At 73.1% G+C, this 12,544-nt stretch carries 11 protein-coding genes; 3 read left to right on the top strand and 8 right to left on the bottom strand.

All coding sequences use genetic code 11. From position 1 onward, the window contains the following. Nucleotides 1-50: 50 nt before the first annotated feature. From ACR9ZG_RS07780 to ACR9ZG_RS07765, 4 genes are all read right to left on the bottom strand, one after another. The gene (locus tag ACR9ZG_RS07780; protein WP_481284253.1) at nt 51-1,337 is read right to left on the bottom strand and encodes an amidohydrolase family protein; all 1,287 of its coding nucleotides are present in this window, start codon (nt 1,335-1,337) and stop codon (nt 51-53) included. Between the two features lie 115 nt (nt 1,338-1,452). Then, on the bottom strand, nt 1,453-2,142 hold the full coding sequence (locus ACR9ZG_RS07775) for a GntR family transcriptional regulator (protein ID WP_481284252.1): 690 nt from the start codon (nt 2,140-2,142) through the stop codon (nt 1,453-1,455). Nucleotides 2,143-2,315: 173 nt separating this feature from the next. Then, a complete protein-coding gene (locus ACR9ZG_RS07770) occupies nt 2,316-3,500 on the bottom strand; it encodes a hypothetical protein (RefSeq protein ID WP_481284251.1) in 1,185 nt (394 codons plus the stop codon). Nucleotides 3,501-3,621: 121 nt separating this feature from the next. Beyond that, nucleotides 3,622-4,278, bottom strand: a complete 657-nt coding sequence (locus ACR9ZG_RS07765; RefSeq protein ID WP_481284250.1) for a TetR/AcrR family transcriptional regulator — start codon at nt 4,276-4,278, stop codon at nt 3,622-3,624. Nucleotides 4,279-4,346: 68 nt separating this feature from the next. On the opposite strand from ACR9ZG_RS07765, the gene ACR9ZG_RS07760 reads away from it, so the two are divergent. Then, a complete protein-coding gene (locus tag ACR9ZG_RS07760) occupies nt 4,347-5,654 on the top strand; it encodes a nucleotide disphospho-sugar-binding domain-containing protein (protein ID WP_481284249.1) in 1,308 nt (435 codons plus the stop codon). A gap of 66 nt (nt 5,655-5,720) precedes the next feature. On the opposite strand, the gene ACR9ZG_RS07755 is transcribed toward ACR9ZG_RS07760, so the two are convergent. The 4 genes from ACR9ZG_RS07755 to ACR9ZG_RS07740 all read right to left on the bottom strand — a co-directional run bounded on the left by ACR9ZG_RS07755 (nt 5,721) and on the right by ACR9ZG_RS07740 (nt 10,633). Further along, complete coding sequence (locus ACR9ZG_RS07755) at nt 5,721-6,656, bottom strand: S1C family serine protease (protein ID WP_481284248.1); 936 nt, start codon at nt 6,654-6,656, stop codon at nt 5,721-5,723. 63 nt (nt 6,657-6,719) lie between these two features. After that, nucleotides 6,720-9,035 (bottom strand): maltose alpha-D-glucosyltransferase, encoded by a 2,316-nt coding sequence (treS, locus tag ACR9ZG_RS07750; RefSeq protein WP_481284247.1) that lies wholly within the window; start codon nt 9,033-9,035, stop codon nt 6,720-6,722. A 93-nt stretch (nt 9,036-9,128) separates the two neighbouring features. Then, nucleotides 9,129-10,148, bottom strand: coding sequence for a hypothetical protein (locus ACR9ZG_RS07745; protein WP_481284246.1), 1,020 nt, complete (start codon nt 10,146-10,148; stop codon nt 9,129-9,131). Between the two features lie 92 nt (nt 10,149-10,240). Next, nucleotides 10,241-10,633: a DUF4406 domain-containing protein gene (locus ACR9ZG_RS07740; protein ID WP_481284245.1), complete on the bottom strand. Its 393-nt coding sequence runs from the start codon at nt 10,631-10,633 to the stop codon at nt 10,241-10,243. A gap of 45 nt (nt 10,634-10,678) precedes the next feature. Here ACR9ZG_RS07740 and ACR9ZG_RS07735 point away from each other — a divergent pair, with 45 nt between their 5' ends. Together ACR9ZG_RS07735 and ACR9ZG_RS07730 are read left to right on the top strand one after the other, a co-directional pair. Further along, nucleotides 10,679-11,431: a DeoR/GlpR family DNA-binding transcription regulator gene (locus ACR9ZG_RS07735; protein ID WP_481284244.1), complete on the top strand. Its 753-nt coding sequence runs from the start codon at nt 10,679-10,681 to the stop codon at nt 11,429-11,431. 118 nt (nt 11,432-11,549) lie between these two features. Further along, entirely contained in the window at nt 11,550-12,518 is a 969-nt protein-coding gene (locus ACR9ZG_RS07730) for a Gfo/Idh/MocA family protein (RefSeq protein ID WP_481284243.1), read from the top strand. Nucleotides 12,519-12,544 lie beyond the last annotated feature (26 nt).

The raw sequence follows: 12,544 nt of genomic DNA, 5'->3' as shown, positions 1-12,544 counted from the left end.
TCGGGATGAGGGGGCGGTGCTGGGAAGACGTGGAGCTGGTGCGGGGTGGTTCAGACGGTCAGCGCGGTGGCCCGCGCCGGTGGTGCGCCGTCGAGTCGACGGTGGCTTCTGGTGATCCGGCGGGATGACGAGACCAGCTCTCCGCGGTGGAGGACGGCTCGCCAGGCGGGCGGCTGGGCGACGGCGGCGGCGAGGCTGGGGCTGTCGACGATCACGAGGTCGGCGGGCGCGCCGACGGCGATTCCGTCCGCCGGCAGCCCGAGGGCGGTGGCCGCCGACGCGGTGACGAGGTCGAACGCGACCTCCAGCTCCGCATCCGTGCGGAAGTTCGACTGGTAGGCGACCGTGCGCGCGACGTCGAACATGTCGCCGTCCCCGTACGGCCACCAGGCGTCGCGGATGTTGTCCGAGCCCGAGAAGACCGTGGCACCCTCCGCGCGCATGGCGAGCACGGGAGGCATCGGGCCGGCCGGTCCGTTGGTCATGACCGACACGCCGCACTCGGCGACGAGCGCTCCGATGCGCCGGACCTCGGCGCCGGGGATCGTGCCCAGGCCGTAGGCGTGGCTCACGACCACCTTCCCCTGCAGCCCCAGGGCGCGGGTGCGCCGGCAGATCTCGTCGAACTGGGCGACGGCGAGCTCCCCGAGATCGTGCAGGTGGATGTCGACGCCGACGCCGTGCCGCTCGGCGAGTCCGAACACGATGTCGAGGTGGCCCTGGGCGTCCCCGTCGAAGCCGGCCGGGTCGAGCCCTCCGACGACGTCCGCACCGGCCGCGAGCGCCTCGTCGAGCAGCCGGTCGACGCCCGGGGCCGAGAGGATGCCGCTCTGCGGGAAGGCGACGATCTGGATGTCGAGACGGTCGGCGAAGCGCTGCCTGACCTCGAGAAGGGCCTCCAGCGAGCTGAGGCCGAGCTCGGGATCGATGTCCACGTGCGAGCGGACCGCGCGGGTTCCGAAGCGCACCATCTGCTCCGCGAGCGCCTGGGCCCGCTCGCCGACCGAGGCCGTCAGCGTCGAGCGGATCGAGCGCTCGGCGCGGACCCGCGCCGGCACGCCCTCCCCGGCACGGTGCGGCTGCCACGCCGACCCGACGAACGTCTTGTCGAGGTGCGCGTGGCCGTTGACCGGCGCCGGAAGCAGCAGCATGCCGGCGAGGTCGACCACGGCGGAGGCGTCCGGGCCGTCCACCCAGGTGTGGATGTCGGAGCCGGCGGCCGGGTGCGCGCTCGTTCCGCTCGGCACGAGGCTCGCGATCGTCCCGTCGACGATCGTCAGATCGACGTGACGCCCGTCACCGAGCCTGGCATTGCGAATAGCGAGGGATCTGTACACCGGGCGCCCTTCCGAGAGGCTGATTTGGTATACAGAATGCCCGAATGGTGTTTCGGCTAGCGACGCTCCATGTTTCCGCGGTGTAACAGTTCGGCGGTCGCCCGCAGGGCCGCGCTCAGGAGGCCGCGCGCTCGATCTGGGCGAACAGGGCGAGCGACTCGACGCGGCTGTGCTCGACGTGCGCCAGCGCGAGGGAGGCGGCGCGCTCGGGGTCGCCTTCGGCGATCGCGCGGCACAGCCTGCTGTGCTCGGCGCACAGCGCCACCTGGTCCCGAGCCGCCTCCAACCGGAACAGCCGGCGGACCCGGCCGGTGATCGGCACCATCATCGAGATGAGCAGCCGGTTGCCCGAGAGCGCCAGGATCTCCTCGTGGAGCGCCGAGTTCGCGGCGGCGATCCTGCGGTCGTCCTTCGACTCGATCGCGCGCTCCGCGCTGGAGAGCCGCTCGAACAACCGCGCGGTGCCGGCCCCTTCTCCCGCCGCCTCCGCGGCCAGGCGGGCGGCGAGGACCTCGAGGCTGGCACGGACCACGAAGAGCTCGCGGACGTCATCGATCGTCAGCTCGGTGACCACGACGCCGCGGCGGGGCATCGACACGATGTAGCCCTCGCTCTCGAGGCGGGGCAGCGCCTCCCGGATCGGGATGCGCGAGACGTTCAGCTCGGCGGCGAGCTCGCGCTCGCGGATCTTCTCGCCGGGCTTCAGCTCGCCCTCGATGATCCGCTCGCGGATGAACTCGTAGACCTTCGTGGGCAGCGATTGGTCCGCGATGCCGAGGGGGACTTCCCAGCCGATGGCAACCACTCCTTGCGTCAGTCCGCCCGAACGTGCGCGAACGGTTGTCGCTAATGTATGCCAGAACGCAGGCCGGGCGCATCCCCGCCGGACCCCCGGCCGGAGCCGCCGCATTCCCGCCATCGATGGCAAAACGGTATACCAAATCGCGCCTGCTGAAGTCGCCGGCGACGCGACCCGCCCTACCGCGGTGCCACGTCGTCGCGGCCCGGATCGACGGCCCACTCGTCCCCATCGTCGCGCCGCCACCCCACCCGGCGCGTCGGATCGGCCCGCACCCGCTCCCGGCGCAGCCACCACGTCTCGTCGGGCGCCCAGCCGGCGATCACCGACGCCGCCTCCGCGGTGACGGGGATGGCCGTGCCGGCCGCGCGGAGGTAGCCCGCCACGCTGAGGTGCACGCCGTCGTAGTGCTGCGCGACCGCGGCCCAATCGGGCATCAGCCAGACGCCGGCGCGGCCGGTCGTCCGGTACCAGTCGTGGCGGCGGGAGGCGGTGACCGTCAGCGGGAACCGCCGGCACAGCCCCGCCCACGCGTCCGGCCCATCGACCTCGTACACCGACGGGGCGGAGACCCGCACCGGTGTCGCGACGGCGCTCGTCCAGCCCAGCGCATCCTCCACCAGCCGCAGCCCGGCGGGCGCTCCCGCCAGCGTCCGGGTCGTGGTGAGCGTCGACGGGCGGGTGAAGGGGACGCTCCACCACGAGCCGGTCCACGGGGCTTCGGGGTCCTCCGGCCGGTCCTCGCGCGCGGTGAACTCCTCGGCGACCGCCAGCTCGCGCCACTCGGTCCAGTCCGGGTCGGCGCCGGCCGGGGCAGCCGGATCGGGCGCGTCGCCCGCGCCGGTCGGGTCGCCCGCGTCGCTCGGGTCGCCCACATCGCCCACGTCGCTGTCGTCGAACCGGACCTCCCACTGGTCGCCGAGGTCGACGGGCTCGCCCCACCAGCGGGCGTCGCGGTGGGCGAGCACGGCCTCCATCGCGCGCAGCAGTGCCGGCCGCAGCTCGGGCAGGGCCGCGAGCACGTCCTCCCCGTCGGGCTCCTGCCAGTAGTGGGCGCTGTCGACGGCGGCGGCCAGCGCGGGCAGGAGGCTCGGGAGGCGGTCGACCGGCGCCTCGGCGAGCGCGGTCGCGAAGGCGGGCACGGTGAGCCAGTCGGGCTCGGCCGGCTCGGCCTCCTCCGGGTCCCCGATCGCGAAGCTGACGTAGGACCGCCGACCACTTGTGTCCAGGTCGTTGGCCAGCCGCATCGCCGATCCCGCGATGAGCCAGCCATCGGGATGCTCCGCGTACGACAGCAGCGCGGCCTCCAGCGCCAACCGCCGTCCGCGGGGCCCGTCGAGCAGGGCGGCGGCGTCGAAGGTCACCAGCTCACCCTACGCAGTCCCGCCCGCGCGCAGCCGCCGCCAGCCGCCGAGCACACGAAAAATGTCGTGATTCGCGCGGAATCGCGACATTTTTCGTGTACTCGGCGGCTGGCACACCGCCTCACGCGAAGACCAGGCGGCGGGCCGTGTCGACGAACCACGCGCGCAGCTCGTCCTCGCTCCAGCCGAACTCGCGCACGTACAGCTGGTACGGGTCGAAGCCGGTCAGCAGCGCGAGGGTATCGGCGTGCTGCTCGACCGTCGCGTCCTCCCGCAGCCAGCCGCGGGAGTGGAGGATGCGGGTGAGCGCGCGGGCGTCCTCCCGTCGCCGGCCGGCCAGCGCGCGGTAGACGGCCGCCAGCTCGTCGTCGTCGTCGGCGGCCGAGCTGAACGCGCGCCAGATGCCGATCGCGCGGGAGGCGCTGGTCACCGCGAACACGGCCGCCGCCTCCAGGAACGCGTCGCGATCCTCCAGCGCCAGGATCGGCGCCGCGATGTCGCGCTCGACCGTGCCGTGCTGCCCCTCCTCCCCGGCGAGCGACTGCTCGAAGGCCGCGAGGATGAGCGCGCGTTTGGGCCCGTTCGCCGCCACCGACTCCACGGATACCTCGGCCCGCTCGGCGATCTGAGCGAGGGTCGTGCGGGCGTAGCCGCGCTCGGCGAAGCAGGCTGCCGCCGCCTCGACGATGCGCCGCCGGGTCTCGGCCGCCTGTTCGGCCCGGCGGGTGGAGTTGTAGCGGCGCTTGGCGGGGGTCTTGCGCCCGTCGGTCGAATCCATTACCTTGCTCATATTCAATACAGTATCACCGTGTTCAATACGTCCTAACCCGAAGGAACGCTCCCATCATGGCCCACTACCTCCTCTGCAGCTCCCCGATCTGGGGGCACATCGCCCCGATGCTGCGCGTCGGCGCCGATCTCGTCGCCCGCGGGCACCGCGTCTCCCTGCTCTCCGGCGCCAAGTACCGGTCGCGGGTCGAGGAGGCGGGGATGCGCTTCCTGCCGCTGCCCACGGACGTCGATTACGACGACGCCGACCTCGACGCGTGGCTGCCCGGCCGGGCGGAGAGGAAGGGGCTCGCCGCGGTCCGCTACGACATCACCGGCATGTTCGTGCGCGTCATCCCGGGCCAGCACCGGGCGCTCAGCGCGGCGCTGGCGGCCGACGCGTACGACGCGATCCTGTGCGAGGGCGTGTTCACGGGCGTCCTGCCGCTCCTGCTCTCCACTCCCCGCGACCAGCGACCGCCCGTGTTCGGCGTCTCGGCCCTGCCCCTCACGGCGCGGAGCGTCGACGCGGCGCCCTACGGCCCGGGGATGGCGCCGGGCAGCGGACCCCTCGCCCGCGTCCGCAACCGCGTGCTCAACGCGCTCGTCTATTCGGGCGCGCTCAAGCCGATCACCGACGCGGCCAACGACAGGCTGCGCGCGTGCGGCTCCCGCCCGCTGCCCGGGACGATCTTCGACATGGTCCGGCTGTTCGACCGCACCTTCGAGCTCGGCGCCGCCGGCCTCGAGTACCCGCGCCGCGAACTGGCCGGACACGTGGAGTTCGTCGGCCCGCTGCACCCGACGGCCCCGGCCGGCTCCCCCGCACTGCCGGACTGGTGGCCCGACCTCCGCGGCGAGCGCGCCGTGGTGCACGTGACGCAGGGGACGATCGACAACGCCGATCCGTCCCGGCTGCTCGTGCCGACCATCCGGGCGCTGGCCGGCGATGACGTGCTCGTCGTCGCCTCCACCGGCGGCCGTCCGGTCGACGAGGTGACGCGCCTGCTGGGCGGCACGCTGCCGGCCAACGTCCGCGTCGCCGAGTACGTGCCGTACGACGATCTGCTGCCGCTGACGGATGTGGTGGTCACCAACGGCGGCTTCGGCGGCGTCCAGCAGGCCGTCTCCCACGGCGTTCCGCTCGTCGTCGCGGGCACGACGGAGGACAAGCCGGAGGTCGCCGCCCGGGTGGCCTGGTCGGGCACCGGGATCAATCTGCGGACGGGCACCCCGAGCGAGGAGCGCGTGCGGGCCGCTGTGCACCGCGTGCTCGCCGACGACCGCTACCGCGCAGCGGCCGCCCGCATCGCCACGTCGGTCGGCAACCTCGGCGACCCGCTCGACACCATCGCGGAGGCGCTCCCGGCGACCGAGCGGGCGTGAGGGCGCGGGGCGGTCACCCGAGGCGCGTCATCCCGAGCCGCGCCGCCCGCGCCGACATCCGGCCCCTCACCCCACGAGCTCGCGCGGCTCCACCACCACGTCGACCAGGGCGCCGTTGCGCCACAGCGTCAGCTCCATCCGGCGGCCGATCGCCCGCTCGACCATGAGCCGCTGCAGCGCAGTCGGGTCGGAGACCGGGGTGTGGTCGAGCGAGACGACGATGTCGCCAGGGCGGGCGCCCGCCACGTCGGCTGGGCTGCCGGCGATGACGGACACGACCTGGATCCCCATCGGCGCGCCGACCGTGGCCGCGGCCTCGGCGGAGAGCCGGACCTTCGTGCCCGCGACGCCCAGCCACGCGCGGCGCACCCGGCCGGTGGCCTGCAGGGCCGCCACGATCTCCAGCGTGGTGGCGTTGATCGGGACCGCGAGGCCGACGCCGATGCCCGCGACCGCGGTGTTGACGCCGACCATCCGGCCGGCGCTGTCGGCGAGCACGCCTCCGCTGTTGCCCGGGTTGAGCGCGGCATCGGTCTGGATGACCTCGTCGATGACCCGCCCGGAGGACGTCGGCAGCGATCGCCCGAGGGCGGACACGATCCCGGCGGTGACGCTCCCGGCGAGGCCCAGGGGATTGCCGAGCGCGACGACGAGCTGACCGACCCGGAGCGTCGCGGCGTCGCCGAGCGGCACCGGCCCGGGCGTCGCCTCGTGGGCGCGCAGCACGGCGAGGTCGGAGAGCGGATCGGCGCCCAGCACCTCCGCGTCGGTGGAGCTGCCGTCGGAGAAGGCGAGCTCGACGGCGGTCGCGCCCGCGACCACGTGCGCGCTGGTGAGGAGGTGCCCCTCCGCGGTGATGACCGAGGCGCTGCCCGCTCCGGCGCCGGATCGGGTGCGGACCGTGACGGCGGCAACCGATGGAAGCACCGACGCCGCCACGCGGACGACGGCCGCGGAGTAGGCGTCGAGCGCCTCCGCGTCCCGCCCTTCGAGCTCGTCCATGCCAGAAGTGTCACTCCGCCGAGAGGCTGTGACGAGCGGTTTCGCGGACGGCGGACGCCGCGCCTACTCCTCCGCCGCCCGTCGCAGCACGAAGAACTTCGCCCCGTACGCGCCGATGCTCAGCGGGAAGCTGCGGAGGTTGTCAACCGTCCCGATCTCCTCGCCGTCGGCCGCGTCGATGACGGCCGCACCCTTGGGCAGGGCGTCCGATCGCACGGTGCCGTCGACATCCTCGGCGCTCATGTTGAGCACGGTCAGCTGCACAACGGGCAGCCCGTAGTCGTCCAGCGTCTCCAGCTCGTGCACCAGGACGAGGAGGCCCGGGTGGGCCACGTCGGGCACGTCCACCTGGCGGGCGGTCGCGATGCCGTGGCGGGACCGGATGCGCAGCAGCTCGCCCAGCCTCCGCGCGAACGAGTCCCGGTCCGTCAGCTGCTCGGGGAGCGGTCCGTAGAGCGAGCGGGCGCGCGGCATCCCCGACGCGGAGCGCTCCGCCTCTGGGGCGAGGCCGAGCAGGTCGTGCGCGCCGCGCTCCACCCAGCGGGTGTCACCCTCGGCGATCAACTCGGCCACCTCGTCCTTGGGGAGGGTGAGCGCGCCGAGCAGGTCCCATCCGGACAGCGCGAAGACACCCGGCTGCCACGCGTTGAAGGCCGCGAGCAGCAGGTGCGCGTCGCGGATGGCCGGCACGTCCGCCTCGGTGATCGCGTCGAGCGTCGCGTGGCCGCGGGTCGCCGCGATGAGGGAGGCCGTGGTGCAGGCGATCCCATTCGTCGTGAACACGAGGTTGTAGTCGGCGGCGGGCTCGGTGAGCGCCTTGGTGAGGTCGTCGCGGATGATCTCGGCCAGCTCGCCGCCGGTGATCTCCTGGTAGCGGAACGGGTAGATGTCGTCCCGGTGCAGCGTCGCCCAGTGCACGAGCTCGTAGGTGAGCTCGTCATGGTTCTGCAGGCCGTGCACGAGGCTCACCGGCTCGACGCCCAGCTCGAGGGATGTGCGGAGGGTCAGCCGCAGGAACTCCGTGTCGCCGGTCGCGAGCGCGTGGTGGTACGCCGGCCGGTTGATGAAGTCGTACGACAGGTCGGCGCCGACGGCTCCGGTGTCGCGGATGTCCTCCACGGTCAGATTGAGCTCCTGGAACGTGAAGCCGCCGACCTTGCGGACCATGCCCGCGATGACGTGGTTGGCCGCGTGCGAGAGCGGGTGGCCCTCCGACCAGGCCGGCAGCCCCTCCGCGCTCTTCTCGACGCCGAGGAAGCCGTTGGCGTCGAGCCGCAGCGCGCTGGTGCCGAGGTCGCCGAGCGAGTGGAGGGCGTCGCCGATCACCAGCCGCATCCCCGAGAACGTCGGGTCGAGCCAGTTGACGGAGGGCTGCCCCTCCTTGAAGTAGTGGAGGTACACCCAGCGCCGGGTGACGCCGTCCACGCCCACGACCGGTGCGGTGACGCTCCAGTTCGTCTCCTTGACGCCGGGCGCGTAGAAGATGACGCGCTGCAGCTCGCCGATGATGTAGCCGCGGGCGGCGAGCGCCGCCTCGGTGTCGCCGTCGAGGTTGACCGAGTCGCGGTGCTCGGGCACGGTCGGCAGGAGGTGCCACTCCTCCGGCGGGATCTCGACCATGTGGTAGATGCCGGGGTAGTCCTTGTACGCCATCTCGGCGAGCCGGAAATCGGCGCCCTTGCCGGTGTGGCCCGGCACGATGTCGTCGATCACGACGCCACCGTGCTCCTCGGCGACATCGGTCATCCGCCGGAACGTCTCCTCGTCGCCGAAGATCGGGTCGATCTGCGTGCCGATGCGGTCGAAGTGCCCGTCCACGCTCGGCGTCTCCTGCCAGCCGCGGAGGCCGCCGGCCCGCTTCACCGGTCCGGTGTGCACCCCGTTGATGCCGATCGCCTCGAACGCGCTCCACAGCTCGGGATCGGCGAGGGCGTCGAGGAACGACTGGCCCGGGCGCGTGATCAGGGAGATCGGGTACGCGGTGAACCACACGTCGGAGGTCGACACCGCGCGCCGGGCGTCGGGCCGCGCGTACGGGTTGCGCCACATGCTCGGCGAGCCGGAGAGCTGCCGGCTCAGCACGTCGGCGTCCTTCAGCATCGACTGCCGCACCAGCCACTCCACGTACGCCGGGTTGAGGCCGTTGGCCGCGCGCGGGTCGGAGAAGCTGCGCCGCAGGGTGCCGCTGCGCAGGTTCGCACGCGGCCGCAGCCGCCGCGGACGTGCCGGGTAGAGCTGCTCGTCGTAGGTGATCTCGGGGGCGTCCTGCTCGTCGATGTCGTCGATATCGACGTCGATTCCGGCAGCGTCGTCGAACGACTCCTCCACCCCGTCCTCGCCCGTCGTCGGCTGTGGGGTCCCGATCAGCTCGTCGTCCAACTGCGCTCCTCTTCCCGTGCGTCGCTCCCAGCCTATTCAGCCCTCGAACGGAGCGCAGGTCGAGGGGGACAGCGGGGGAGATTGCGCTCCCCGTTACTGCGACGGCGTCAACTCCCGCTTCCACTGCGGCGAGCGCACAGCGGCGCGAAGGCGCCTGAGGGTCGCAGGGCTCGCCGTCGCCGGGTACAGCGACACGAGGAGGCTGTCGCGTATCCGGGACTGCTCCTTCGACACCGTCGGGTCGAGCGCCGCCACTTCTGCGAAGACGCTCTCGAACTCGGGGTGGTCGGTCTCGGCATCGGCGGGCTGGGAGGCGGCGAGCGCGTCCGCGAGCAGCTGAAGGCGGGCGAACGGGTCGAGGGTCTCCAGCTCGGGCGCGGTCGCGAAGAGCTCGCGCAGGCGCGCGACGTCGCCCTCCTCGGCGATGGGGTGGAGGGCCGCGAAGACGTGACCCCACCGGGTCGAGCTCTCTCCGCTCCCGATGCGCTTGTCGGCGGTGAGCGCGACCGCTGCCTGCCAGCCGTCGCGGCGGGCGACGGCCGTCACGAGCTGCTCGCGGAGACGGGCGATCCCCTCGCGCTGCGTCTGCGCCTTGTACCTCGGCCAGCGCGCGAGGAAGCCCTTCGCGTCTGCCGCGGCCGCCAGGTGTTCGCCGATGGCGCGCCAGCCGACCCACTGATTCTCGCCGAGGGCCGGGTGGGCCGCTGCGCGCTCGGCCCCGGGGAGGTCACCATCGGCCAGCAGGCGGTACACGATCGCGCGCTGCAGGTAGGCCTGCGTTGCGGGCTTCTCCATCAGATCCCGGAATCGCTCGGCGGTCTCCACCGAGATGAGTCCTCCGGCGAGCAGGAGGCAGGTGAGGTCGGCTGTTCCGGCGCGTCCGATGGTCTGGCGGCTGAGCGGTCGGGCGGGCTCCAGCAGCCGGGTCGTGCACACCGGGTCGGGCTCGTGCTGCTGCCGCTCGCGGAGGGCCGCCGTCGCCGCCTCGATGAAGGGCGCGTACGCCGCCGGGAGCGGATAGGGCGGGTCGGCCCACGCGGCCAGTTCGCCCTCCGACGGGCGGGCGGAGGCGACCGCCACGGTCATCGCGGCGAGCGCGGCGTTCTCGGTCATCGGGCTCCTTCCCTGCCGACGATCGTGCCGCTCCACAGGGGTGTTATCAAGTGGTGCGCGCGCTCTCGGCGCGCGTCAGGAGGGCGGGAGGTTCACGCCGCCTCGGCGCCTGGCTCGCCCGTGACGCCGGGCACGTCCTCCAGCCGCCGGTACACGGGGATGCCCCGCGCCTCGGCAAGCGCGACGTCCTGGTCGGCGCCGCGGGACTCCCCCGGGAGGCGCAGCACGGCGTCGCACCGCGCGATCAGGCGCTCGGCGGTCGGGTACAGCACCTCCTCCGCGAGCGGGTCCGCGACGGAGGCCGCGCTGGCGGACGCCAGCACGGGCAGCGCCACCCATTCGCCGATCATCGGGATGTGCCCGGCACGGAACAGCGGCCACGCCGCCTCCCCCAGGCGGTCCAGGTTGCGCTGCAGCAGGACCGGGTCGTCGCCGGTGCCCGAGCGATACGGACCGGCGATCAGGATCATCATCGGAGTCGTCATGGCTCTAGACTATGCAGAAACGTGCATGAATCGGAAGGAACGCGGATGCTGACCGTGGAACGCCAGGCGCTCATCCTGCAGCGGCTCGAGGCCGACAAGCGGGTGCTGGCCAAGGATCTCGCCGCCGAGCTCGGCACCTCGGAGGACACCATCCGCCGCGATCTGCGCGAGCTCGCGGCGCAGGGCAGGGCCGTCCGGGTCTACGGAGGGGCGGTCCCGGTGGCGCCGGCCGCGTCGACGTACCGCGAGCGCGAATCCCTCGAGCCGGGGAGCAAAGCCCGCGTCGCCCGCCGCGCCGCCGAGCTGATCGCCCCCGGCAGCACGATAATCCTCGACGGCGGCACGTCGACCCTCGCCCTCGTCGCAGCCCTGCCGCCGACGCTGGAGTGCACCGTGGTCACGCACAGCCCCACGATCGCCGTCGCGCTGGTCGACCATCCATCGATCGAGGTCTACGTCATCGGCGGCATGCTGTTCCGGCACTCCGTGGTCACGTCGGGCGCCGCGGCGATGGAGGCCGTGGCCGGGATCTCGGCGGACCAGTACTTCGCCGGCGTGACCGGCATCCACCCGACGGAGGGCTTCACGACCGGCGACGCGGACGAGGCGGCGATGAAGCGGGCCCTGGCGGCGCGCGCAGCGGAGACCTACGTGCTGGGCAGCCGCGAGAAGATCGGCGCCGCGTCGCGCTTCCGCGTGTTCGGGCGGGAGCAGGTCGCGGGGGTCATCACCGACGCCGACGACGGCGCGGTCCTGCGGGAGCTGGAGGAGTCCGGCGTCCGCATGCTTCGGGCGTAGGAGCGCGGCGGCCGGGCCCAGCGGACCGTCCCGCCCCTCCCGCTAGGCTGCCGGATACACGTATGCCGGAATGCGCCGGGGGCGGCACCGCCTCCCGCGCCCCCTCGAGAGGACACCGATGACCGCCTGGGGCATCCTCGGAACGGGCGGCATCGCCGCCGCCATGACCCGCGACCTGCAGCTGGCCGGGCACACCGTCGCCGCCGTCGGCTCGCGCACGCCGGAGTCCGCGGCCCGGTTCGCCGCCGCGCACGGGCTGGAGCGGTCGCACGGCAGCTACGAGGAGCTGGTCGCCGATCCGGGCGTCGATGTCGTCTACGTCGCCACCCCGCACCCGCAGCACGCCCCGAACGCACTGCTCGCGCTGGGCGCCGGCAAGCACGTGCTCGTCGAGAAGCCCTTCACCATGGACCAGGAGGAGGCGCAGCGGATCGCCGACCTCGCCGCCGCCAACGGCCTGGTCGCCCTGGAGGCGATGTGGACGCGCTGGCTGCCGCACATGCTGCGGCTGCAGGAGGTCATCTCCGACGGCACCATCGGCGAGGTGCGCACCGTCATCGCCCACCACGCCCAGCGCACCAGTCAGGACCCGGCCGGCCGCATGCTCGCCCCCGAGCTGGGCGGAGGCGCACTGCTGGATCTCGGCATCTACCCGGTGTCGTTCGCGTGGGACGTCCTCGGCGCCCCCGACCGCATCCTCGCGCAGTCGACGCCCACCGACACCGGCGTCGACCGGCAGACCGCCATCCTCCTCGGCTACCCGAACGGGGCTCAGGCGGTGCTGACGTGCGAGCTCGACGCCCGCGGCAGCAACAGCGCCATCGTGGTCGGCACGGAGGGTCGCATCGAGATCGACGCCACCTTCTTCACGCCGACGACGTTCCGCGTGATCGACCTGAACGACGAGGTCGTCGAGACGTACACCTCCCACGTGGAGGGGCGCGGGATGCAGTACCAGGCGGCCGCGATCGAGCGCCTCATCGAGGCCGGCGGCGGCGAGGACCCGCGGCTGCCGCTGTCGGAGTCGGTCGCCATCATGGGCACGCTCGACGCGGTCCGCGCTCAGATCGGCCTGACCTACCCCTGACGCGCCCTCCCGCCGCCGGCCTCGAT

The organism is Leifsonia sp. KNZ12-8B, from assembly GCF_056755495.1.
The sequence above is the reverse complement of the archived record's forward strand: the minus strand, read 5'-3'. Positions and strand labels throughout refer to the sequence as shown.